Annotated in this window: 19 protein-coding genes; 8 read left to right on the forward strand and 11 right to left on the reverse strand. The window is 41.0% G+C overall.

What is annotated here, in order from left to right:
- Nucleotides 1–28 precede the first annotated feature (28 nt).
- The gene (locus DYD21_RS18115) at nucleotides 29–2,839 is read left to right on the forward strand and encodes a hypothetical protein (RefSeq protein WP_147303641.1); all 2,811 of its coding nucleotides are present in this window, start codon (nucleotides 29–31) and stop codon (nucleotides 2,837–2,839) included.
- The gene (locus DYD21_RS18120; protein ID WP_116038422.1) at nucleotides 2,839–4,026 is read left to right on the forward strand and encodes a phosphoadenosine phosphosulfate reductase; all 1,188 of its coding nucleotides are present in this window, start codon (nucleotides 2,839–2,841) and stop codon (nucleotides 4,024–4,026) included. The genes DYD21_RS18115 and DYD21_RS18120 overlap by 1 nt, the downstream gene beginning before the upstream one ends.
- Before the next feature lie 13 nt (nucleotides 4,027–4,039).
- On the opposite strand, the gene DYD21_RS18125 is transcribed toward DYD21_RS18120, so the two are convergent.
- Genes DYD21_RS18125 through DYD21_RS18145 form a run of 5 tightly spaced genes read right to left on the reverse strand, consistent with a single transcriptional unit; the run spans nucleotide 4,040 to nucleotide 11,062 of the window.
- Nucleotides 4,040–6,031, reverse strand: a complete 1,992-nt coding sequence (locus DYD21_RS18125; RefSeq protein ID WP_116038423.1) for a DNA sulfur modification protein DndB — start codon at nucleotides 6,029–6,031, stop codon at nucleotides 4,040–4,042.
- 5 nt (nucleotides 6,032–6,036) lie between these two features.
- Nucleotides 6,037–6,642 carry a hypothetical protein gene (locus DYD21_RS18130; protein WP_116038424.1) on the reverse strand — a complete coding sequence of 202 codons (606 nt, stop codon included), beginning with the start codon at nucleotides 6,640–6,642 and terminating at the stop codon, nucleotides 6,037–6,039.
- Between the two features lie 3 nt (nucleotides 6,643–6,645).
- The gene (locus DYD21_RS18135) at nucleotides 6,646–7,614 is read right to left on the reverse strand and encodes a phospholipase D family protein (protein WP_158607364.1); all 969 of its coding nucleotides are present in this window, start codon (nucleotides 7,612–7,614) and stop codon (nucleotides 6,646–6,648) included.
- On the reverse strand, nucleotides 7,607–9,433 hold the full coding sequence (locus DYD21_RS18140; RefSeq protein ID WP_199535603.1) for an ATP-binding protein: 1,827 nt from the start codon (nucleotides 9,431–9,433) through the stop codon (nucleotides 7,607–7,609). The genes DYD21_RS18135 and DYD21_RS18140 overlap by 8 nt, the downstream gene beginning before the upstream one ends.
- A gap of 12 nt (nucleotides 9,434–9,445) precedes the next feature.
- A complete protein-coding gene (locus DYD21_RS18145; RefSeq protein WP_116038426.1) occupies nucleotides 9,446–11,062 on the reverse strand; it encodes a DEAD/DEAH box helicase in 1,617 nt (538 codons plus the stop codon).
- Nucleotides 11,063–11,334: 272 nt separating this feature from the next.
- On the opposite strand from DYD21_RS18145, the gene DYD21_RS18150 reads away from it, so the two are divergent.
- Entirely contained in the window at nucleotides 11,335–12,231 is an 897-nt protein-coding gene (locus DYD21_RS18150; RefSeq protein WP_116038427.1) for an HNH endonuclease, read from the forward strand.
- 427 nt (nucleotides 12,232–12,658) lie between these two features.
- Here the strand turns inward: DYD21_RS18150 and DYD21_RS18155 are convergent, their stop codons facing one another.
- Nucleotides 12,659–12,904: a hypothetical protein gene (locus tag DYD21_RS18155; protein WP_116038428.1), complete on the reverse strand. Its 246-nt coding sequence runs from the start codon at nucleotides 12,902–12,904 to the stop codon at nucleotides 12,659–12,661.
- A 240-nt stretch (nucleotides 12,905–13,144) separates the two neighbouring features.
- Here DYD21_RS18155 and DYD21_RS18160 point away from each other — a divergent pair, with 240 nt between their 5' ends.
- The 3 genes from DYD21_RS18160 (at nucleotide 13,145) to DYD21_RS18170 (ending at nucleotide 16,204) form a co-directional block, all read left to right on the forward strand.
- Nucleotides 13,145–14,338, forward strand: a complete 1,194-nt coding sequence (locus tag DYD21_RS18160; RefSeq protein ID WP_116038429.1) for an ATP-binding protein — start codon at nucleotides 13,145–13,147, stop codon at nucleotides 14,336–14,338.
- 358 nt (nucleotides 14,339–14,696) lie between these two features.
- Entirely contained in the window at nucleotides 14,697–15,665 is a 969-nt protein-coding gene (locus DYD21_RS18165) for a winged helix-turn-helix domain-containing protein (protein ID WP_116038430.1), read from the forward strand.
- Nucleotides 15,662–16,204 (forward strand): DUF6036 family nucleotidyltransferase, encoded by a 543-nt coding sequence (locus tag DYD21_RS18170; protein ID WP_116038431.1) that lies wholly within the window; start codon nucleotides 15,662–15,664, stop codon nucleotides 16,202–16,204. Before DYD21_RS18165 ends, DYD21_RS18170 begins: the two co-directional genes overlap by 4 nt.
- Before the next feature lie 104 nt (nucleotides 16,205–16,308).
- On the opposite strand, the gene DYD21_RS18175 is transcribed toward DYD21_RS18170, so the two are convergent.
- Together DYD21_RS18175 and DYD21_RS20925 are read right to left on the reverse strand one after the other, a co-directional pair.
- Entirely contained in the window at nucleotides 16,309–16,629 is a 321-nt protein-coding gene (locus tag DYD21_RS18175) for a hypothetical protein (RefSeq protein ID WP_116038432.1), read from the reverse strand.
- 774 nt (nucleotides 16,630–17,403) lie between these two features.
- Nucleotides 17,404–17,652 carry a hypothetical protein gene (locus DYD21_RS20925; protein ID WP_147303643.1) on the reverse strand — a complete coding sequence of 83 codons (249 nt, stop codon included), beginning with the start codon at nucleotides 17,650–17,652 and terminating at the stop codon, nucleotides 17,404–17,406.
- Between the two features lie 160 nt (nucleotides 17,653–17,812).
- Between DYD21_RS20925 and DYD21_RS18185 the strand changes: the two genes are divergently transcribed.
- The gene (locus DYD21_RS18185; protein ID WP_116038433.1) at nucleotides 17,813–18,022 is read left to right on the forward strand and encodes a dodecin; all 210 of its coding nucleotides are present in this window, start codon (nucleotides 17,813–17,815) and stop codon (nucleotides 18,020–18,022) included.
- 605 nt (nucleotides 18,023–18,627) lie between these two features.
- Complete coding sequence (locus DYD21_RS18190) at nucleotides 18,628–20,118, forward strand: hypothetical protein (RefSeq protein ID WP_116038434.1); 1,491 nt, start codon at nucleotides 18,628–18,630, stop codon at nucleotides 20,116–20,118.
- Nucleotides 20,119–20,882: 764 nt separating this feature from the next.
- On the opposite strand, the gene DYD21_RS18195 is transcribed toward DYD21_RS18190, so the two are convergent.
- The 3 genes from DYD21_RS18195 to DYD21_RS18205 all read right to left on the reverse strand — a co-directional run bounded on the left by DYD21_RS18195 (nucleotide 20,883) and on the right by DYD21_RS18205 (nucleotide 23,084).
- Nucleotides 20,883–21,326 carry an NIPSNAP family protein gene (locus DYD21_RS18195; protein WP_116038435.1) on the reverse strand — a complete coding sequence of 148 codons (444 nt, stop codon included), beginning with the start codon at nucleotides 21,324–21,326 and terminating at the stop codon, nucleotides 20,883–20,885.
- 1,079 nt (nucleotides 21,327–22,405) lie between these two features.
- Nucleotides 22,406–22,873, reverse strand: coding sequence for a DUF3368 domain-containing protein (locus DYD21_RS18200; RefSeq protein ID WP_116038436.1), 468 nt, complete (start codon nucleotides 22,871–22,873; stop codon nucleotides 22,406–22,408).
- Complete coding sequence (locus tag DYD21_RS18205; protein WP_116038437.1) at nucleotides 22,857–23,084, reverse strand: UPF0175 family protein; 228 nt, start codon at nucleotides 23,082–23,084, stop codon at nucleotides 22,857–22,859. The genes DYD21_RS18200 and DYD21_RS18205 overlap by 17 nt, the downstream gene beginning before the upstream one ends.
- Nucleotides 23,085–23,719: the final 635 nt, after the last annotated feature.

Consider the following 23,719-nt stretch of genomic DNA (forward strand, 5'->3'; position numbering starts at 1 on the left):
AAAGAAAGAAGGAAAGTTTTGGCTTTTAGTGATTGATGAGTTCGGGAAACACCTTGAATATGCTGCCAAAGAAAGTCCGGAAAAGGAACTCTATTTTATTCAGTTATTGGCTGAATACGCAAATGATGAGGATAGAAATATTTTTTTCATTACAACTCTTCATCAGGCGTTCGATTCGTACGCACATGGCCTTGATAGTCAACAGAGAAAAGAGTGGGACAAAGTTAGAGGTCGATTAAAAGAACTGACTTTTAATGAACCTGTTGAGCAACTTCTCTACATAGCCAGTGAGTTTTTAAGTGAAGAAAAAACAACTCCTTCTGTAGATAAGAAAATCAAACGCCTTCTTAAGGCGATTGAAATTGCAAAAGTTTTTCCATTGAAAAGTGAGCTGAATCTCGAATTAGCCAAAAATTTATATCCATTAGATCCATTGTCTGGTTCTGTACTATCATTAGCTCTTCAGAAATATGGGCAAAATGAACGGTCCCTCTTTACATTCTTACAATCAGATGAATTCCTTGGAATAAACGATTACGATCGCAAAGAGAATCCTTTCTATAACCTGGCATGCGTGTATGACTATCTTATACATAACCATCATTCATTCCTTTCTTCAAAGTATAATCCACACTATGTGCAGTGGAACGCTCTTAAAAAAGCTATAGAACGAGTTGAAAGTATTTTTGATGAGAATGTCTTTGAACTTAAAAGAGTTGTAAAAGCTATTGGCTTGCTGAATATTTTTGCAACGGAAGGAGCTAAAGTAGACGGTGAATTTCTTATAAAATATGGTGAAACAGCTTTCGGTATTGGCAAAATATCTGATTTGATTAAGAAGCTTGAAATAAAACAAATCATACGGTACCGATCTTACAAACAGCAATACATATTATTTGAAGGAACAGATTTTGATATTGAGTATGAACTTCAGCAAGCCTCAAGTAAAATTGATCCGGTCACTGATGTCGTTACTCCACTCCGGAAGTATTTTGAATTCCCATACCTTCCGGCAAAACGAACTTATTATGAAAAAGGGACACCCCGCTTTTTTGAATTCATACTTTCCGAAAAGCCAATTCAAAAAACACCGGAACAGCCGATCGATGGGTACATCAATCTCGTTTTTAACACTTCATTTGATAAGGTTTGGGATATTTCCCAGGATGTAGAGGAGCCAATTCTTTACGGTGTTTTTGAAAATACCTCAGAGATTGAGAATCAGATATTTTTAATTGAACGTACGAAATCGGTCATCGATGTGATTGATTCTGATAAAATTGCTGAACGGGAGTTAACGGGATTGCTTGATACTCAAATCGAGGAGCTGAATAGTTTAATAATGGATAATATCTATTCAGCTTCAGAGGATTTACGTTGGACTCACGATGGAATTGAGTTCAAAATTAATAATAGCAAGGCGCTAAATAATGAGCTATCAAAAATATGTGATAAGGTATATCATAAAACACCAATTTTTGATAATGAACTCATTAATAAAGAGAAAGTCAGTCCAGCGATATACAAGCCACGGAAAACTCTTCTAAAGCTTCTTATTGAAAATTCTGTAGAAGAGAACTTAGGGTTAGATCCAGACACATTTCCAGCAGAAAAAACGATCTATCTCTCATTGCTGAAACAGAACGGTATTCACAGAGAGAATGGAGAAGCGTGGGAATTGGGAGAACCCGATGCAAACAGTGGGTTCAATCAGCTGTGGGATGAGTGCGAAGAGTTTTTCGAAAGCACAAAATCGGGTAAACGGCCGATTACAGATTTGATATCTACTTTAAAGAACCCCCCTTTTGGGCTGAAAAATGGATTTATTGAGCTGTGGATACCAATTTATCTGATTATAAAAGAGAATGATTATGCGCTTTTTCAGGAGGAAGCGTATATCCCGGAATTAAGTTACGACATTATCAATCTGGTTTATCGGGATTCTAAACTCTTTGAAATTAAGGCATATCACATTAGTGATGTGAAAAAGAAAATCTTTTCGAAGTATCGTGCTTACCACGAACAGGATGAGCATGCAGATTTCTCGAACAGCAGTTTTGTTGAGACAATACGCCCGTTTCTGCTGGTGTACAATGGGTTGAATGAGTATGGTCGTACGACCTCAAAGATAAGCCAGTCTGCACAAAAAATTCGGGATGCTATAAAAACAGCTACGGAACCTGAAAAAGCTTTTTTCGAAGATTTTCCTATAGCACTTGGCTACACTAATTTGGATAGTTTAGATTCTGAAAAGATCCTGAAACAGTACGTCCATGACTTAGATAAAGCAATTGACGAAGTCAAAAAAGCATATGACCGGCTCATTGATAGGATTGAAAACTGCATGCTGCAGACCGTTGATATCGACATTGAAACTAATTTTGAAGTCTATCAAACGATAGTTCAAGATCGATACGAATCGATTAAGTCATACAAGCTTGCACCATACCAAAAGAAATTACTTGACCGGCTAAAGTCTCCTTTGGCCGATAGGGAAAAATGGATTAGCTCTGTTGCCTTTGCCATTTTGGATAAACCACTGAGCAAAATGGATGATGATGAAGAGCCACTACTGCTCGATAAATTGAGTACACGCTTAGAAGAGCTTGATAATCTGGTTGAATTGAGTAGTTTAGACTTTGATCCGAAAAAACAAGATGCATACAGGCTTAAAATTCAAACGCTCAGCAGAGAATCAACGGACATAAATGTAATTGCAGACAAGAAAAAACTTAAAAACGCATCAAAACGAATTGAAAAAATAAAAGATCTGCTTACAGACGACAAAGAAACCAATCAAGCAGTTCTTTTAAAAATCTTAGAAGAGTTGGATAAGTAATGAGCGACGTTCGACAGGTTATTGGTATTAGCGGCGGAAAAGATAGTGCAGCACTTTCGATCTATTTACAGGAGAATTTCCCATCCCTGGATTTGGAAATGTACTGTTGTGATACGGGCCGAGAGCTGGATGAAACCTATGAATTGATCGAAAAATTGGAGGCCTATTTAGGTAAGGAGGTAAAACGTCTAAAAGCCATTGAGACGGACAATATGGCGAAACCCAATTTTGAAAATAGTGAGGAGATATCTCCATTCGATTACTATTTAAAAGATTACGGCGGTTTTCTACCCTCGTCACATGCACGATGGTGCACAAAGAATTTAAAATTAAAACCATTTGAAGAATACATAGGTGACGATCCCACCATTTCCTATGTAGCCATTCGAGGGGATGAACACAGAGAAGCGTATGTATCTACAAATGAAAATGTGCAAACCATATTTCCATTTAAAAAGAATATCTGGAGTTTTGATGTAATATCGTTGGTGCTGGATCATCACAACATCGGTCAGTTTCGAGATATCTACGAGAACAAGGTAAAACCCGATAATCTAAATCGAATTTTAGAAGAGGTTGAACGCCCCATCTCTGTAGAGCATAACCTGAATCGAAAGACAAAAACACTGATCGATTTAGATGTGACGGCGTTCAACTACGCGGTTTTTCATTTCTTAAAGAAAACTGATTATCCATTGGCCCGTTTGGATGATTTCCCATTATTGGATAAAAGTCATTTAATGCCGGACGACCAGGTCATTGTTCGCGATCAAGTTTTTAAGATGCTAGAGCGTACTGTAGGAGTTCCTGAGTACTATAAAAAAATTGAGTATGAAGTAGACGGACAGACCGGGACCTATTCCCGTACCCGATCAGGCTGCTTCTTCTGTTTCTATCAGCAAAAGATTGAGTGGGTATGGCTATATGAAAATAACCGCGAAAAATTTGATGAGGCTGTTAAGTATGAGAAAGAAGGATTCACCTGGATGGAAAACGAATCCCTTCTTGAATTAGCCAAACCTGAACGTAGAGACGAAATAAAACGACAACATTTAAAAAAGAAACAGAACGGATCCAGCAAAAAATCCAAAACTCTGTTGAACAATCTCCTTGATGACAATGAAAAGGGAGAATACTTCGACAAAGAGGATGAGGATTATGCTGGGTGTACGGTTTGTTTTATTTAAATAAATGTTCAATCTATTCTTCCAAAATTTTTGAAATATAGTTTTTCCCTAGCCCGTTCCAATCAATACCCTCCAGTAAATCAAGCTCAACATCATTAAAAAGCTTTTTTGTTTCTTCCTTAGAATCAGATATCCACCCATTTAATACCGATTCTATATTTTCAAATTCTACTTCTTCGATGATGTTGCCAGTTGACTCTAACCATCCTCTGAGCTTAGTATTTAATTTATTTTTGAAAACTTCTGCTTCAGGAGATTTTTCTTTGTTTTCATCTTTATTATAAAAACTGTTTTCTCTTTGAACAATTCTCAGAATAATCTTGTGATATGCAGGCCAAGAGCGTGGATTTGTACCACTTGTAATTATAGCTGGTCTAAGTACTGTAAATATATTTATCCAACTCTCTAATGATTTACTATTTAGCCCTTCTTTAAAAGAATCAATAGATTTATTTATAATTTCTTCATTAACTTCTTCGTACTTATCGTACATATAATCAATAAAGGCCATAAAATAACCAATTTGAAATGCTTTACTCCTTACCGAAGTAAAGGCACTATTGATCCTCTTTGTTTCAACATTTTCAAAGTAGACAGATCTGGCTTCAACAAATTCGTCCTCGATTTCTTGTATAATTTTTAATTTTTCCTGAATTCTCTGAGAATCCGAAACTCTACTGCTCGGTATGTTTCTAAAAGAATAATACAACCCCTCTCCTCCACAGAATACTTTTCTCCAGATCTCTTTTTTTTCAGCTGACCAAGTTGTGTTATAAAGTCTTTCTAGATCACTACAAGCTTTGAAGTGCTTGTTTGTAAGTATAAATTGATCGAATAGTTTCTTATATATGGGGAATATCCTGTGTTTAAATTCTTCTAAATACTCATCTTCTTCCCTATTTCTTTGAAAATGTTTTTTGTAATTATTGTTATCATCTTCATATGTTTTTGTGCTAGATTTAAAAAGAGGCAAGATTTTATCACATTGACTTAAATCGGTGTATGAATTTGGCGTTTGCTTTACTTTATATCTATTCAATTGATTATTTACTCTTGTCCCAAAAAACAACCAATTGTTAATATCGTGCATTATTTGTGGTGTGGTAAGTGTAAATACGTGAGATGTCGATTTTTTTAAATCTGAATCAACATCAAAACCACTATGCAACAATGAAAATTTATTTGTCTTGAAAGATTCTTCAGTTGCTAAAAGTGTGTAATAATATTTTGTAAGCACTGATGCTGGCTCAAAATCATTCAATAAAATCTTTCTTGATTCATTGACAGGTCTTGCATTGCTGTTAACATCAACAAAAAGCTTCCTCGAGATAAGTTTCGGATCAATATCTTCGCCATTCGATTCAAACCATATCAACGTTACTGGTAAATCAGATATATAATTGTCCACAGGTTCTACCTCTTCGTAAAAAGCTTCGTAGATGGAATTTTCTCTATCCTCAAATGAATCACAAATAACTCTAAAAGCGTTAGCTCTATGTTGTCCGTCCAACACAATGATGTCTGTCTCAAAATTATCTATAAACAATTTACCCAATGAAGTAGGACTTCCATCTTTATCATTAAAAACTTCAAGTTTCCAATTATTTTCATAAAAGATAGTGCCGTCTTGCTCTCCACTAATTTTCGGGTATTTATTACTACCAACAGTCAAAAATCCTTTGGGTACTAGAGCTGCCAGAATTGCTGGAAAAAATGCAATGTTATTTCTTTTTTCCCCCATTAAATATGGTATTAACTCATTTGCGACCCTTGAATCATTTAGATCTCTTTGTAGTAATGAGTTTATATCGTCTATTTCTGATGAATTTGCCCTTTCTCTCATAGGCTTCAACTCTTTTAAAAGAATACTTGGGCCAGAATTTCTCACTTTTTTATTAGCGAACGTTGAAAAATATTTAATTTTTAGATCTTCATTTGGAATTGAAAATTCTCCAAATTGCCCGAGTAATTCGATATAAGTTTTGTCACTACTTGGAATGTCCATTTTATTTATTTCCGTCCAAATGTTGGGTTATATGTTCGATTCAAAATGTATTCAATTTTCTTGATTTCCTTGTTTTTTCCTGGTTGAATATTATAAAAAACTTTTACGTATAAATTTCGCTCAGATATTTTATCAATGTTTTTTGATATGGCATTAGCTAATCTACCAGCAAAAAAAGAAGATTCTTCATCAGTATCTATTCTGTTTTCGGAGAGAGTACCATTTTCTTTACTAAGATCTTCAGAGTTTAACTTTCTTATCAACATTTTTTTATGAGTATTCAAACGAATTCTAAGATTTGTTTTTGATATTCCTATATAGATCGGTGGACTAAAGAAAAAGGTTGCTGCTTTTATAATTGAATCGTCAACAGTGTTTGACGCAATATTCATCTTATTTTTTGAAAAAACAGAACCATCATAAAGATCATTTAACTTGCCCTCAACTTTTACGTCGTATTGTTTTTCGTTGAAAATGTCGGAATACTCACTGACTGAATTAGCATCAGTGTAGATATGCCAAGAATATATTCCAGGAGTCTGTGGGATAAGATCGAATTTATCTAGTTTATAAATATTGCATTTGTAATCCTGCAGATACTTCTGATACATAATTTATTTCTTTTTAAAAATTATTTCAGAATATTTATTAACTATCACATCATACTTATCAGAGATAAAGTATAATAGCCACCGCATCAAAGTTTGCCAACTTCTTTTATGATCAATGTCTCTTATGTTTAACTTAAATTCTCTACCTAAAAAATTCGCCATTTCACCAAAGCTTTTACTTCCTATTATGAATTCATCAATTTTTCTTATTACTGGCATTTGAACCAAATAAAAAGAAATAGACTCTTCAAATACTTCCTTATTTAATCCGCGTTTTATAGGAAAAAAAGACAAATCGATTTCAGCGTGTTTTATTTGAACATCAGTTAACAACTCATGGTATTTGGAGTAATAAACGAAAAGATTTTCAGGGTTTCTTGTTCTTGGAATCCATTGATATAAATCTAAATGGTCTGCTATTATACTATCTTCCGCATCATAGCTAATTCCTAATTCGTTTACTTCATTAGATAATTCTCTGTCTTCACTCTGCTCTACTATTCTTTTTACCTGTTTAAACAGTTCATTGTTTACTTCAACCGACTGATTTACCAGTGCCATTTCAAATGAGCGACACTCATCGTTCAACTCAGAAGTTTGAAGTAATTCAAAATTAGAAGCTGCATTAGTAATTAAAGCTTTGGCAGTAAGATTTGCTGACCCCAGAATAACTGTATTATCAAACCGGTAATACTTTGCATGTAGATTTGGGGAAAGTTTTAAAGACATATTTTGGCTATCACGAATTAGCTCCCAAATTTCAATATCGCTGACACCGGATAATATCTCATCCAACCTCCACCGAGTATAAACAGTGAGTTTCGTTTTATCTTTTAAGTGCTGCAGAAGAATTTCAATGATAGAATGCTTTATGAATGGAGCAACCAATACAACCTCGTTATCAACTCTTGTCATTGAATTTTCAAGAAGAGATAATAGATCTTTATAATGAAATGAACGAGTATTAATCATTTCGCTCTAAAAACTGTCTGGCAATTCTACCCCAATCGTGCCGAACATCTTCCGCCACCTGTTTTCGAGCACCTTCAAGTTCGTCCTCGTATCTTGCCCATGCCATAAAAAGAAGCTGTAACCCTTCTCGAGCTTTGTCTAAACGATCTTTTAACTCCTCTTCGCTGGCTTCATCAGTATTCTCATAAAGAAGCTCCATTAAATTTTTATAGGCTGGATGTTCGAAATTAAGTTTTATGATAATTGTACCACCTTTTGGCCGTAGCGTAAAAAACGCGGACCCATCCATGTTTGCTTCTACAAAGTGATATTTTAATCCATCATTGAACGTATTTGCAATAACTCCTTCAACCACATCTGAGGAGACTTCCCAATTTTGCAATTCCTGTCGAATCACCTTCTCTCTTTCTTCTTTAGGGAGGTTTTCATCATCATCACTTTCACCGTGGAATCCTACCTCTTGTCGTTCTTTGGTTAGATCTGTCGCCTTTCTTTCAGCATTGTACCGACTGCGCTTACTATCATTTGTACGCTTACCATAACTCTGTTTTTTAAGATGTGTTCTTATTTCCGATAAATTTGAATTTATTGCGTGGTGCAAATCCAAAAGTACGCCATTAGGATCACCCTCTTCTCTTAATCGCTCTTTTGCCGCATGTACTGTTTCACCGTCCTCTTTAAAATCATCAACATTAATTGCGTTGAAATTCCTCGCAAATTGTTTGTTATTTGAAACACCAAATACATTATCCAATGCGGGAGAAAAGTGAATTTCACAACCCCACCAACGCTCTGTAGGATCATAACTTGTAACCCAAGTATCATTAAGTTCGAGTTCACGTTGAGCTCTAACAACAGAAACCCCTTGGTTTTTCGAGGCGTGTTTTCCATGTGGTTTGCGTCCCGGTTGAGTACCGCTTCTTGATTCTTTATTTGCTACCGAAAATTTCAAATAAACTTCATGTACTTTACCATCATGTTCTATTTCGAACGTTCTTGTGTTTCCGAAAGGCTCAAACATTGGCTTATCACTATAAGGTGGAGGGCATGAAGTATCATGCATTAAATACATCGGATCATTTGCTTTCGCAAAGTACTCTTCTCCTTTATGTGTATGATTTTCAATATCAAATGTATACATACGTATCTGCACATCATCATTATGAAGAAAATATCGATACATTCGACCTATTATATGCTCTGAATTACGTATAATGGACTTAGCTGTTTTCCACATTATTCGATCTAAATCAGTCCAAACTACTAAAGTTCCTGACTCTCCAATACTCTCTGCAACTTCAATCCATTTCGCAGGAATATTCCTTTTAGATGGCTCTGGTACTCGTCTCATCTCACCAGAAGTAATCTCTTTTAAATCTAAATATGAATAGTTAGCGCTTTCAATTCCATTTTGCCAACTCCAAACATCCACCCGTTTGCATTGTGAAATTGAAGAACTTGGTAATCCCATTCCAAACTTTCCAATTCCATTTTGATCTTCCGGGAAAAGATGGGTTCCATTTCCGAATTGAAGAGCCATTCCTAACTCATCACTACTCATACCACTCCCATTATCTAAAACCCCAATTTCTTGAATACGATTGCTGGTTCTTTTAGATAGTTGTACTGTTTTTTCTCCACAAAGTAACTCTACATTTTTAGCTCCTGCCTGGATGGAATTATCGATGAGTTCAGCAATCGCATATGCTGCATTTTTGTACCCATTATCTCTCATTGCTTTGACCGCTAAATGAGCTGGTACTATATCACGATCATCGTTGAGTCTAATATTGTTTTCTTGTAAGTCAGTATTTTTCATTTCAAATTTAGTTTAATTATCGTCCCAGACATCTTCCCAATTTGTAAATGCTTCAGCTACATTGCTAAAGCCTGGCAAGGTTGTATCAATGACAGTTAAAATTTCTGCTTTTTTGTTTCCACCGGCTTTTTTACCCCTTATTGCTCTTCCAACCATTTGACTATAAAGAACCAATGATTTTGTAGGTCGAGCTATTATTGCTGCGCTGGTTTTTGGAGCGTCAAATCCTGTTGTTAAAACTCCGTAGTTGCAAAGTATGATTGGAGAGGGATCTTCAGATTTAAATTCTTCGATCCATCTTTTTCTACTACTGTTAGGGGTGTTGGAAGTAATTGAGTATGCTTTTATTCCGATAGCTTGTAAAACTTTGGCCATTAAAGTAGAATGATCAACATTTGTGGCGAAAAAAAGTATTCGTTTATGTCTCTTAATCAGTTGTCTCAATTTCGAAATAATGACAAGATTTCTCTGAACATTGGTAGCTAATTTACTTAGAACAGAACCGGGAATATCAAGAAGGTTTTGAATCTCATCGCGTTCTTGATTGGTTAGACTTAAGTCAGTATCAACTTTAACCTTAGTATAATTTGCATCCGCTAAGTATTCTTGATCAACCAAGAAATTAACAGGGTTGTCATATCCATCAACATCTAAGGTTACTTTTTGCTTGTGGTAAAATTCAGAGAGTTTTAAATCTTCTTCAACATCGTTCCAGCTTCGACCTGGTGTAGCAGACAGGCCTATTAATCCAATTTCAGTAGAATGTACCAATAAGCTGTTTAGTACGTGCTTAAATGTGGGTGCAATTGATTGATGAGCTTCGTCAAATATAACTAATTTAGTCTTACTACCCAGTTGTCCGATAAAATACAGTCCGTTATTCGTTGTATTGTACATCTTAGATAGACTTGACACTACAACACCATCTTTTACGTCTTCGATATCAATATTTTGACTTCCCCAAAAACGAAATACATCAAGCGGTCTATTGCCTAACAGACCCCAACTTTCTTCAAATTCAGTAGCGGCTTGTTCACAAAGCTCTTCACTATATGCCAACCATACCACCACAGCTGGTTCAGTATTTCTTAGATAATCCGAAATAATATTCATGCTAGTACGAGTTTTTCCGGAACCCGTGGGCATGTGTAGCAAGACTCGTCTTAGCTCTCCATGGAAAATAATTTCTTTTACTTTTGTTGCGGCTTCTCTTTGATGTTTAAACAATCCATATTCTGGGGTAAGATTTTTTTTAGAAGGTTGTTCTGAAAATTCTTCAATTTTAGTTACTTCAACACCAAAAAACTGAAACAGTAGCTCTTCTTTTTTCGAATTTTTTCGAATTGAAAGTTTATTCAATGATGAGTAAGCATCATCATCAGCAACACCTAAATGGATAAGTAAATTTTTTGCCTGTTTAGGTCGAAGAAGTGAGAATATCTCATTTCTTGTGGGCTTATGTCTAAGAAGCTCAGTTCTATCATGAATATTTACTAGTATTTTTCGGAGATTTTTTGGTCGTATATAGTTTGGATCAATTGCATTTAGAATTTGAACAGCTTCTCTGTCAATTAATACCTGTAATGTTTCGTCGTCTGCTCGTTGAAGAACTGTTGAAAAATCTACCAAGATGATGAGTGTTTATTTTTATTATGGCCTTAAGTAAATGATAAATTATTGAATCTGAAAGAACTTTTATATTCTCAATATGACAACAAAAAATCGCATTTCTTAGCGCTCATACTTTTAGGCAGCTAAAACAGTATACTTATTTCACTGACCCAAAGCTTATCAGTTAATAGTAACTAAGGCTCAAATAGTATTTTGCCTTGGTGTACTCAATACGGTTTATCGACTGAAAAAGATTAATCTGAATACTGATTATTTATAGAGAACAATTTATGTCAACAGACCTTCAAATCAGAAACACCGCCTTCAACTGGCTTAATCAGCAGATAGACATTCATGGTGATGTTCTTTCCAGAGACTTGCTTCGAAGAGGTTTTGAATTTAGAGGAGTGCGAATTCCGTTGGTCTCTCCCCAAGGTATTTTCAAGCCTAAAGAAATGGATCTTCCGTTAACCATTACAACCTCTCCAAAAGGACCTTACGATGATAGTTTCAACTATCATGATCAGCTGCTCTATAAGTATCGGGGAACAGATCTCAATCATAGAGATAATGTGGGACTGAGAGAAATTATGAAACAAGAACTACCGCTTATCTACTTTCACGGCATCATTCCAGGACGTTACTTAGCCATATTTCCGGTATACATCATTGAGGACAATCCACAAAATCTTTCCTTTACGGTAGTTGCAGATGAAAAAGTAATAAATCCAGAATCGGAAGAATCTGAATTTGTTGGTGTGAAAGATGAAGGAAGGCGATCCTATATTACCAGCCAGGTAAGACAGAGAGTACATCAGCGCGGGTTTAGGGAAAGAGTTCTACAAGCATATCGTTCACAATGTGCGTTTTGTAATCTAAAACACGGCGAACTTTTGGATGCTGCTCACATCGTTCCAGATGGAGAACCGGACGGCACTCCAACCGTTGAGAATGGACTCGCCCTTTGCAAAATTCACCACTCAGCTTTTGATAAATTCATTATTGGCGTCACACCCGATTACCAGATAAAAATCCGAACAGATCTGCTCGAAGAAATCGATGGCCCCATGCTCACCTACGGTTTTCAAAAGCTGCATGATCAGAAACTAATCCTCCCAAAATCCAAAAAAGCCTGGCCGTCTCGGGAGAAACTGGATTGGCGGCATCAGAAGTTTGTTGGGATTTAGTTGATTAGGAGAGGGATAAATGGAGAGGGAGCGAGGGAGAGAAAGAGAGAGTGTGATGGGTGAATCGTTGAATCGTGGATCTGTTAAATTGTTTGTGGGCATCCTAATTTGCCCTTCCAGAATATCCCCAACGTATTGATTTCCAATCTGCGGGCAGAGAATCTGCGAGATGGGTCCAAAAAAGAGTCCGGTGAGGCGGTATGAGGTAGAATATTATTGGTCGTAAACATACTTTTACCTGTACATTAACAGTTATTGTTCAGCTATCACCCTATTATTACTTATACATTAAAAATTCTGTTTGGCCGTGTGGGGCAAATGCCTGTATATTATCAGGAGTTGCTTCAAACAAAGCCCTTCTTCTGAGCAACGTTTCACTTTCTTTTCCCATCCTCTGCCCTATACACAGTTCTATTCGCTGATGAAACTATGCTGTGGAATTGTTGAACTGTTGAGTATTGCGCTTATGCGCAATGTTAAATTGTGGAACTGTTTCCCGAAGAGTACCGGGGTCAGGGTCGGATTTAAGCGCATGACTGAAATTCGTGTTTTCAAGGTATATTTTATCCGGCTTTTGGAGTGCAGCCACGCCTTTGGAGGATCGGGTGAGCAGGTTTAGCAGTCTCGCCTGATCAAGATTGTTAAGATAGGGTTTCACCGTATCGCGCCCCATTCCACTCTTTTATCGACTTATCAATAGGTCAAAATAGTTGAAAGTTTGACTTGTATTCAGGTCGATTATTAATGGAAAGATAGAGTGACTGAGAGAGGGAGTGAATGAGAGATTTTTTGCAAGGATCCGATAATAGATAATCAATTCACTAACCTCTAAATAACCAATCAACTAATCAACCAATAACAATTACCACATATTGCTTTTTGAATTTAACAAAATTATACTCAAATTGCTTTTATGGAAAAGCAATTTAGTTATTTTAACCAGAGGCTGGCGTCTGTTTCACTAAACCAGGTCCGGCCACTGATCGGGGTTCTGAATCAGCCGCATCGCATGATCGGGATTAAAGGGGCCCGGGGAGTGGGAAAAACGACGCTGCTGCTGCAGTATGCAAAACAATCCCTGCCGCTGGATCAGCGAACACTCTATGTTAGCCTTGATGATCCCTGGTTTTCAAACCGGTCTCTCACGGAGTTTGCGAATGATTTCGTAAAGCAGGGGGGCACCACGCTCCTGCTGGATGAGGTGCATCACTACCCCGACTGGTCGGAACATCTGAAGTTTATCTATGATCAGTTCCCGGATCTTCGGATACTCTTTACCGGCTCGTCTGTTCTGCATATCGACTCATCCACAGCAGACCTGAGCCGAAGGGCTGTTTTTCGAACGCTGTATGGATTGTCGTTCCGGGAATATCTGAATTGGACGTATGGCATGCAGCTGGAGCCGGTGCCGCTCGAAGCCATTCTGTCTGATCATCTTGACATCGCACGAACCATCAATGAGAAGATCAGGCCGATAAAAGTCTTTCGGGAGTATACGCAGAGCGGGGTGTATCCATTTTCGTTTGAAAACAACGAGATTTTTTTGGGAAAACTTCGGGAAACATCCCGTATTGCTATCGAATCAGACCTTCGCTCCTACCATCAGCTGGGGCCGGATATGGTAAACTACCTGCTGAAACTGCTATCCGTGCTGGCCGATACCGTTCCGCTGGTTCCCAATATCACCAAATTAAGTGAACGCATCGGGTCCACCCGAAATACACTCATCCATCTGCTCGACTATCTTGAAAAGGCACAGATAATACATCGTCTCTATAAGCAGGCGGAAGGAATCACCCGTCTTCAAAAACCGGATAAGCTGTACCTGAATGATCCGAATCTGATGTTTGCCCTAAGCTGGTCTGATGTAAACATGGGAGCACTCCGTGAGACCTTTTTTGTGCACCAGGTGCGGCCGGTCTCCCCGCTTCGGCTTGCAAAACGGGGAGACTTTATCGTAAATGAAAAATTTACGATCGAGATCGGCGGGAAGAACACAACGGATAAACAGATTCGCACTCTTGATAACGCCTATATCGCTGCTGACGATATTGAGTACGGCTATGGAAATAAAATTCCGTTGTGGATGTTTGGATTGTTGTATTGATTGAATGAGGGAGAGTGTGTGTGAAGGAGTGAGGGGGAGATAGTGGGACCGTGGAGTGATGCGCTTGTGCGTATCGTCGAATTGTGGAACTGCTTCCCGCAATCACCCGAAATACTTCGGGACCAGTAAATGCACCTGGAATTGTTGAGGGAGAGAGTGGGTGAAAGAGAGATCTATTTTGCAGAGTTCCGATAACGGATAACCGATTTCCAATAACTGAATTGGCTATTTCGGGCGTCATCATGCCTCATATTTTTCTGGTTCTTGCCCGTCGATCGCCTCTATGCCTCTTTAGTAGGCCCTTGCATATAAACAGTAGTTAATATAAATTAACAGTTGTTAATCTCATTCTACAATTATGCGTCCTGTTTCCAGCTCGGATAGTGCCTTGAAAACACCCCTTAATGAAATCCTGGGGTACCCCGGGAATGTGCGTATACTTCGCTCTATGATAGAAAGACAGAATGCTATGAGCTATTCTGAGCTGGCAGAACGAACGGATATTTCTCTTCCCGGTGTCCATAAAGTGGTAAACCGATTATTAAAGACTGGAATTATTGCCTATCGGGGGAGTGGAAAACGACAGCTCATTGCAGCCCGTGAAGAACATCCGTTGTTTGAAGCTCTTTCGGGACTTTTTCATGCGGAGAAAGAACGCGTTGAATCATTGCATGCCGCTATTAAACAGGAGATTGGCAAGCTGAATCCCCAGCCGCTGTCGGCCTGGATGTATGGAAAAACAGCACAGGGAAAAGATCAGTATGGCGATCCGCTCCAAATTGCACTTTTTGGAAAATTAATATCGATCGACCCTGTCACGGATCAATTCAAAGAAAGAATGGCTGAGTCGGGAATTGAATCTAAATATGATATCACCATTCAGATAACCGGAATCACACAGGCGGATCTTGATGAAAATCATATAACCCTCCATGAAGGATACGAAATGCTGTGGGGGGTGGACCCGATTTTTTTTGCAGAAGGTAGACGAGGGACTACTGGTCTTACAACTCATGCCGAACTCGATTTGCAATCCTTGCAAGCAGGAAAAGCCTGGGCAAAACTTATTAAAATATATCCCGAAATCATCCGGAGAACGATCCGTCACCTTGAAAAACAGGTTTCTGAAACTGAAAGCGGTGTGAAAGGTGAGTTAACAGAATGGAAGCATCTTCTGGAATCCGCCTCGTTGCAGAGGCTGGCAAAATTTCTGGAATCGGAGGATGAAAAGGCTGTGCGTCTGAGGCAGTCAACCCCTTTCTGGCAGATTATTACTGAAGATGAAAGGGAGAAGCTTCAAAGTATCATTGAGTCATTGGCGTCATGAATCCCGATCAGTTAAAACATGCAATCCGTGCTGCTTGTGATGTTTCAGAAGATGATGAGCTCTACATATTTGGCTCGCAAGCTATACTTGGACAGTACCCAGAGGCTGACGAAAAACTCAGGAGATCTATTGAGGTGGATGTCTGCCCTGTAAATAAACCTCAAGCCGTAGACAAAATTGACGGCGCACTGGGGGAGATGTCTCAGTTCCATCAAACGCATGGATTTTATGTGCATGGGGTTTCCATCGAATCAGCTATACTGCCTGAAGGCTGGAAAGACCGAACTTTTTTGATCCGGGATTATAACAACACTACAAAACGGGGATATTGTGTTGAGGCTCATGATTTGGCAGCAAGCAAGCTGATGGCTTTTAGACCGAAAGACATTGGTTTCGTGAGATTATTGATTATCAATAAGTTGGTTGACACGCCCTTGCTAATCAGAAGATTAAAAGAGACATCTGCCGATGGCCAATTGATTGAACGTGCTGTCAACTGGGTTCGCAAAATTACGAATGAGTTAACTTCTGGTGCATGATTCTGTTTCTTCCTTATTTACACCTTCAAACATAAGTTGAATTCTGTTGTTGAACTGTGGAACTGTTCAATCGTGGAATTGTGGAATTGTGAACGCAGACTCGCTTACTTCATTACCTGATGTACCCATTCGCGTAGTTCATCACTGAATACGTTGAGGTCCTCCTCTTTCATGAGGCCATGGCGGAGCATCAGGAGAATGCTTATACCCATATCGGATTTTGAGTATCCATCCAGGCAGTCTCTCAGAATCTTGTCCTGCTTCTTCATGGCATCATACGCATCCCAAAACTGCTCTGTGGGGGTGCGCTTCTCGTCGTTCAGGATAGCAATAAATGTTTTATTGCGCTCAGCAAGATATCGCTCACGGAAATCCGGAAGGCTTTTCTGAAATATTTTCCAGTCTTGTTTAGTTGGTTTGATCATGAAAGAGGTTTAATTGACGGATTGATTTTTATCTGACTGATGCCGGAAATCTATGGATGCTTAATGTACCGGTCAAATTCTTGGTCATTTCTCTATTCGTGACTGGGGAGAGTGTATGTGTGAAAGAGTGAAGGGGAGACAGAGTGATAGAGAGAGGAAAAAATGACGGGAGACGGAGGGCCGGGGGCGGTGGGCCAGTGACGGAAGACTGAAGACCGGGGCATGCCGTGTTCCTGGTATTACTGTTGTGTGTTGTGCGCCGCGCTTCCCTTTCAGCGCCAATTGTAATCCTGCCTGTCCCGGGCTTTGTCCCGGGGAGCGCAGCCGAGGGGGCTCCTTGTTCCTGGATAGAACTCTGACAGCACGTTGTTTAAGATGAATCTAGACAACAGGAGATGTCTCGACTGCACACCTGAAAAGCTCAGGTGCTTCGCTCCCCGAGAGGAACCTCGGGCAGGCTGTATGACAGGGCGTTTTGGAGAGAATGAGCAACGTCCCTTCGCCACTGCAGCTACCACCTTTCCCAAATAACAAAAAGTCGACAACCAACAACGATCACCTGATCAACCCGCCTGCTTTGTAAACCTTTTCTACAAACTCGCCCAGCACTCCTCCATCCAGCCAGCGGGTGACGATCACCAGGTCGTTTTCTTCGTCCACCACAATGTAATTGCCGCCGAAGCCGGCTGCGTAGTACAGATGATCGGGAACGCTGCCCCAGTCGGCATCAAATCCAAGATCAGCGGCAGGTTTCTGCTCCCACTCCCCTCCGGCCTATGGAAAATAGAGGTCTTGCGCAACAGTATCGGAGAGAACGATTAAAAATGTAAGAATGAGGAGAAGTGCGGCGGAGAGAGTGCGGGCATTCATGGTGAGTGACGTTGGTTGAGGATGGTTCAGTTCATGGGAAGCAAAGGAAAAATAGCCATGAGTCGTGAGTGGAATAAGACTGCCTGCGACTCCAACCAAAAAAGTGTTTGCACACCGAAGTGCATTGTTGCACGCAAGTATGCGGGGTGACATGTTTTTTGAAAGGCAAATGCTTTTCGAATCACCGGAGGGAAAGGAACGCAACAAGTTTAGAATACTTTGGTAAGAGTGTATCCATTCATTGAACAACCGTGGATAGGTAAGCAATTGTAGTAAAACATCTTAACCAATTATCAAATAAACAGGAGACAGTATGAGTGACAACGTATATAAAAAGATAGAAATCGTCGGGTCGTCAACAACAAGCATCGAAGATGCCATTGAGAATGCAGTTGAGCGTGCCGGGCATTCCGTTGATAATTTAGGTTGGTTTGAAGTGACCGAAACGCGCGGGCATATTGTAGACGGAAAAGTGAAACACTATCAGGTTACACTCAAAATTGGGTTCACGCTGGAAGAATAGAAGAGAGCAGAGCGATTGCATCGCCCCGAATGAATCACCTTGTTCCTGGTAAGGACTCTGACAGGACGTTGCTCAAGATGGTTCTAAGAACGGGGCTCATCTTTTCACTTCGTGGGGAAAAAATGAGCCCCGCGAAGCGAAATGTCTCGACTACACACCTGAAAAGCACAGGTGTTTCGCTCGACATGACAAGCCGCTCTTTTTATAAATTGGCGGCGTATAAACATCCCATTGTGAAACCTTCTTTCCCACGCCGCCAAAGTAAGTATTCCTCGCGGCGCAGCACAAAACCGGGTTCGAAATTTCAACATATGCGCCGCGCTATATCTACCATCGCTGCTTGTCATCTCGAGTAAGGGAGCGGAGCGAACGCACCGAGAGATCTCCCATTTATAGGTTGGAGTTCTAAAAAGCCGTTGCTCAAAATGGACTCAAGAACCAGAAGATGTCACCGGCAACGCAGCCAAAGGGTCTCCCTGTTCCTGGGAAGGACACTGAAAAGCCCTTCTTTAAAAGACACACCGCCTCAACCAAATTTCTATTTGTCTGTCGCCGAAGTTTATAATATGATTGATATATCCGGTTAACATAAATCAATCTCAGCGATGTTTTCAATAAACAGGTTTACTCTTTCAATACTTCTTCTCTCCACCCTCCTCCTATTTTCCCTGACCGCATGCTCGGCTGACACTGACGATGACAGCGATCACGACGCGGGTCCGTCGGCAGATGCGCCGGAACTACTGATTCCGGCATCAATCTCCGCGGATATTGAACCTCAGTTTGAAAATGACAATCTCTACCTCAACGATTACAGCAATTTCCTCCACGCCGTGCAAATTATGGCCACTGTCTCCCGCGATTCAGAGTATGGCCATGAGGCGTACCGGCCCGATCTATACACCGACGGCATGAGCCGTAATGCGGAACTGTTCCTCGAACTCACCGCAATGATCGACTACCACTTTAACGATGAAGGGAAGATTGCGCCCCGACTGAAGCCATCCGGCGACGGCTATGCAGCGGCCGGTGATCCCGAGCTCTCCATCTATCCGCACCTGGTTTACGCCTATCACATCCATCACCGAAGCGGCCGTTTCGACTACGATCCCACCCTTTATGAACGCCTCAACCGTGAGGCAACCAACTACCTGGTTACCCCGGGTCGCTACCTGTTAGACGAACACTACCGGGACGGGTTCTTTCACGACTCCAACGGCGACACCAACAGCCGGAGCATGAGTTACGGGCTGGGTGGACTGCACGGCCACGCATACGCATGGATCGTCTGGAAAAAGCCGGGCGGAGAAGATACCATGGGCGTGCTGCCGCAATCCTCGCTGGAGCATTTTATGGGGTACAGCCCGGAGAGCATGACCGATATCTACAGAGAAATCGCCCGAACCCTGGATGAGGCGTGGGATGGTGAGCGCACCATCTATGATTTTGATGACGGCACCACCTGGCCGCTCGACGCCGTGGGCGCGCTTATTCGCGGGAAAAAAGCGATGTACGATATGCTCTGGATGTTTGGCGATGATGATGACCGGGAGATGGCCCGGACAGTTTTTGACCGGACTGCCGCGATCCTTGAATCGGTGGCCGGCCTGGCCGAGTCGTGGGGCATGCCTGCAGAGATCGAGTTCACCGGCGATGGCGCTGTGGCAGCATCAGATATTGTAAATCTGTACGACTGGTATCAGTTCCTGAACCACCTGGGCGGCGGCTACGGCTTCGACCGCGAACGTGACGGTACCGCGATGTTCATCACCGACCATCGCGAGGACCTGTTTGACCTGATCGGTGAGCTCTCTGATAACGCACTTCTGGGCGTGATGGAGCATCATCTGAATGAAGAGGGACGTCTGATCACCTCCGTGAACTACAGCGATGGATCTCCGGCCGATGAACGAATGACTGTCTCCACCGCCGGGATGTTCATCGCCACTGCCGGGAACATCTACCGGAAAGGCGATTCATTCGAACGCGCCTCCGACTGGGATTCCGTATCTGATGAAATAGCCGCCCGCAGCCGTGAGCTTTTTGACCTGAAGTTTGATCATTTTGAGCTGATGCTTGAAGTGGTAAAGGATTAAACAAGACCTGCCAGAGTGCGAACACAGAGAGCTCCTGGCAGAGTTTTGTGGTTGTTATAGGGCGGCGGAGTGAGGGGGAGAAAGAAGAGGGTGCGGAAGGCCGGAGACCGGAGAAATATCACGGCTGTACGCGGCGCTGCCGTGTACCTGGTTCAACTGTTGAGTGTTATGCGCCGCGCTTCCCTTTCAGCGCCAATTGTCATCCTGCCTGTCCCGGGCTTTGTCCCGGGGACCGGAGGCGTGTTTCTCGCCGGAGCGGAAGGATCTCCCTGTTATCGGCAGGAGTTTTGAAAAAGCGTTGTTTATAATAGATCCAATCAACAGGGAGATGTCTCGGCTTCGGTACGCAAAATCGCGTGCCTTCGCTCGACATGACAGTGCGTTTTGGGGAGAAGGGGCGGCGTCCAACGATCTGTTACTTGCACCATTCAGTGTCACGCCGCCAGAATAATTTCCCCGGCCGCTTTTCTCAATATGATTTACCTGTCAATAATAGTTCATCAACATATTAAAAATTATATATTAGACAACATCAGTGTATCATTACCTATATAATAGAAATTCTATTTGGCCGAGTGGGGCAGATGCCTGTATATTATCAGGAGTTGCTTGAAATAAAGCCCGCCTCTTTAGCAACAGTCTATCTCCCCGTCTCCCGGATGGACCTATAACCACATAGCCAATACACCGATCACCATCTCCTAACGAAGAAAAACGCCTCCATGAAACGTCTCTCACTTATAAAACCGGTGATCCCCTTTATGTTATATTTGCGAATAGGCTGTGCTTTTCATATAAACTGATTCGATACTTCTGACAATTGGCCCATCCCGTCGGGATTTTTCATAGACGGATTGCCATTCCGGGTCCGCCCTGAATGCATCCCAGCTATTTTCTGCGGCCTCTGTGCTTTCGTGGGAGAGGATGTATATAAGGGTATTATCTTTAAGCTCGGGATCTTCAGGTACCCAGTAGCCGATGTTTTTCATGCCATGTTTTTCAAAAAATGCCATAGTATGATTCTCAAAACGCTGATGCAGATCATCCAGTTTACCATCGTGTGTTGTGTAGGTACGCATCTCAAATACACGGGTTTCTGAAACTGCCTGTTGAGCAGAATCAGACTGGGCGGTTTCTGCACACCCGGTAACGGAAATAACGATGGCTATACATGCAACAAAAAGGAACAGAGGCTTAAATATTTTCATGGAAAAAGTTTAAATTAGGTTTTTATACGCTGAAGGTTACAAAAAATTCAGGCAGGATAAATTAGAATTGCGGTAAAATAATAACCTGTAGTCATTTGGATTAATCTTGACGCGGCAAGTTCGGTTTGAGGAACCAGCCTTCATAGAACCGTTTCTCATTCAAATAGTTCTGTACTCCTCTTTTTCAGATTATACCATCCGTTTGTCATGAAGGGCGGCGCGGAAACGCCTTCAGTAAGGACGCACATCACTCCAGATAATGTTTCAACCTATTTCAGTATTAGCCCCGGCTTCGGAACCGGGTAAAGCATTTGGGATCTTGGTGGCTGGGTCAATGGGTAAAAGAGGGAGAGAAGGGGAGAGTTTGATTCAATCCGCTTTTCCTGCCTGTCCCGGGTTTTGTCCCGGTAACCGCAGGGCTGCTTTTCGGCCAGAGCGGAGCTCATCTTTTCACTTCGTGGGGAAAAAATGAGCCCCGCGAAGCGATATCTCCTTAATCATGGAAGAAGTTTTGACAAGGCGTTGTTTGGATTGGTCCCAAGCAACGGGAGATGTCTCGGCTCATCCCGCCGAAAAGCACGTCAGGATTCGCTCGACATGACAGTGCGTTTTGGGGAGAAGGGGCGGCGTTCAACGATCTCTTATTTTCACCATTCAGTGTCACACCGCCAGAATAATTTCCCCGGGCCGCTTTTCTCAATATGATTTACCTGTCAATAATAGATTATCAACATATTAAAAATTATAGATTATACTACATCAGTATATTATTACCTATACAATAGAAATTCTATTTGGCCGTGTGGAGCAAATGCCTGTATATTATCAGGAGTTGCTTCAAACAAAGCCCTTCTTCTTGAGCAACGGTACTTTTTCTCTCTCTCTGCTTCTACACTTTCTACATTATTAATCGCTGAAAGAATTCTGTTGTGGAATTGTGAAGTGCTGCGCCTGGCGTTTTGCCAGTTTCGACTAATAGGGGCGATATCTCCTTTTTATCGGAAGGAGTTTTGAAAAGACGTTGCACATGAATGATTTAAAACCGTAATATATGGGGTTAGAAATCTGACTTCTATGCGCTATTGTTCACCGGCTTCTTTCATGATGGTGATAAGGAGGTTTTTATCAATTCTGAAATTAGTTTTATTAACCTTTCTAAGAATGGGCTTTACGCTGGGAATAATTCCTTCTTTTTTTGCTCGAAGAATTAAACCTAAAGTACCTGAATAACGCACCTTGAGCTTTTCAGCAGCTCTTCTTCCTTTAAGGTCGTCTATAATTACAATTGAATTGTTGATTGAAAGAGATAAGGCAAGAACGCTCGTTTCTCCTCTGTCAAGTTTCAGTTTGTTTACTTTCCGATACAGACCTGGGAGTGGTTTTTCGATTTTTATCCATTCCGGAAGAGTTTTCCTGAACTCTTTCGCCACCTTTGAAGTTGTAACTATATTTCTGCCAGGAAGTTTCAAGAGCCCAAGTTCATCAATTTTGGAAAGGAGAATCAGGCAACTTGTATCTGGAAGAATGGAATCAGAATTGTTCTGCATCTCTGAGGATTTCAGAGGAAGAATAGTTGATCAGAGACACGCCGAAGCCGGAGAGTATATCGGCGAATTCTGTTTTTGACATACCTGCTAGCTCCGCCGCCTGGCCTAAAGTAAGCTTACCTGCCTCATATAATTTGGCCGCAAGGAATTTTTTTGTTTCACCCTCATCAAGGTCAAAATCTTTGGGTATGTTTAGTGTGATCTCTTTCATGTCTGAAAGCTAATAAAAATTGGGTCAAATTACATCTTAATGAAAACAGTACAGAATCAATCTGTAGTCGTAAATGAATGATTGTTAAAAAAGAGAGGGAGTGAGGGGGAAATTGCTGGAGACGGAGGACCGGGGACCGAACATCATATCACGGCTGTACACAGCGCTGCCGTGTACCTGGTTAAACTGTTGAGTGTTGTGCGCCGCGCTTATTAACCAATACCCACTGTCATATCGACCGGAGGGCCGCCTTTTGGCCCGGAGCGTAGCTCATCTTTTCCCCGCGAAGCGATATCTCCCTGCTATTGGAGGGAATTCTAAAAAAACCGTTGCTCAAGATGGATCTAAGAACGGGGCTCATCTTTTTCCCGCGAAGCGAAATGTCTCGACTACACACCTGAAAAGCACAGGTGTTTCGCTCGACATGACAGTGCGTTTTGGGGAGAAAGGGCGGCGTCCAACAATCTGTTACTTGCACCACTCTGTGTCAACCTCCAGGATATTTTTCCCCGGGCCGCTTTTTTTAATATGATTTACCTGTCAATAATAGATTATCAACATATTAAAAATTATAGATTATACTACATCAGTATATGATTACCTATACAATAGAAATTCTATTTGGCCGTGTGGGG

This window comes from Rhodohalobacter sp. SW132 (genome assembly GCF_003390325.1).
In the GTDB taxonomy this organism is placed as follows: Bacteria; Bacteroidota; Rhodothermia; order Balneolales; family Balneolaceae; genus SW132.

Excerpts from the sequence above, each read along its gene's own strand:
- DYD21_RS18120 (WP_116038422.1), top strand. The coding sequence starts at position 2,839 with ATGAGCGACGTTCGACAGGTTATTGGTATTAGCGGCGGAAAAGATAGT.
- DYD21_RS18125 (WP_116038423.1), bottom strand. The coding sequence starts at position 6,031 with ATGGACATTCCAAGTAGTGACAAAACTTATATCGAATTACTCGGGCAA.
- DYD21_RS18130 (WP_116038424.1), bottom strand. The coding sequence starts at position 6,642 with ATGTATCAGAAGTATCTGCAGGATTACAAATGCAATATTTATAAACTA.
- DYD21_RS18135 (WP_158607364.1), bottom strand. The coding sequence starts at position 7,614 with ATGATTAATACTCGTTCATTTCATTATAAAGATCTATTATCTCTTCTT.
- DYD21_RS18140 (WP_199535603.1), bottom strand. The coding sequence starts at position 9,433 with ATGAAAAATACTGACTTACAAGAAAACAATATTAGACTCAACGATGAT.
- DYD21_RS18150 (WP_116038427.1), top strand. The coding sequence starts at position 11,335 with ATGTCAACAGACCTTCAAATCAGAAACACCGCCTTCAACTGGCTTAAT.
- DYD21_RS18155 (WP_116038428.1), bottom strand. The coding sequence starts at position 12,904 with ATGGGGCGCGATACGGTGAAACCCTATCTTAACAATCTTGATCAGGCG.
- DYD21_RS18160 (WP_116038429.1), top strand. The coding sequence starts at position 13,145 with ATGGAAAAGCAATTTAGTTATTTTAACCAGAGGCTGGCGTCTGTTTCA.
- DYD21_RS18165 (WP_116038430.1), top strand. The coding sequence starts at position 14,697 with ATGCGTCCTGTTTCCAGCTCGGATAGTGCCTTGAAAACACCCCTTAAT.
- DYD21_RS18170 (WP_116038431.1), top strand. The coding sequence starts at position 15,662 with ATGAATCCCGATCAGTTAAAACATGCAATCCGTGCTGCTTGTGATGTT.
- DYD21_RS18175 (WP_116038432.1), bottom strand. The coding sequence starts at position 16,629 with ATGATCAAACCAACTAAACAAGACTGGAAAATATTTCAGAAAAGCCTT.
- DYD21_RS20925 (WP_147303643.1), bottom strand. The coding sequence starts at position 17,652 with ATGTCACCCCGCATACTTGCGTGCAACAATGCACTTCGGTGTGCAAAC.
- DYD21_RS18185 (WP_116038433.1), top strand. The coding sequence starts at position 17,813 with ATGAGTGACAACGTATATAAAAAGATAGAAATCGTCGGGTCGTCAACA.
- DYD21_RS18190 (WP_116038434.1), top strand. The coding sequence starts at position 18,628 with ATGTTTTCAATAAACAGGTTTACTCTTTCAATACTTCTTCTCTCCACC.
- DYD21_RS18195 (WP_116038435.1), bottom strand. The coding sequence starts at position 21,326 with ATGAAAATATTTAAGCCTCTGTTCCTTTTTGTTGCATGTATAGCCATC.
- DYD21_RS18200 (WP_116038436.1), bottom strand. The coding sequence starts at position 22,873 with ATGCAGAACAATTCTGATTCCATTCTTCCAGATACAAGTTGCCTGATT.
- DYD21_RS18205 (WP_116038437.1), bottom strand. The coding sequence starts at position 23,084 with ATGAAAGAGATCACACTAAACATACCCAAAGATTTTGACCTTGATGAG.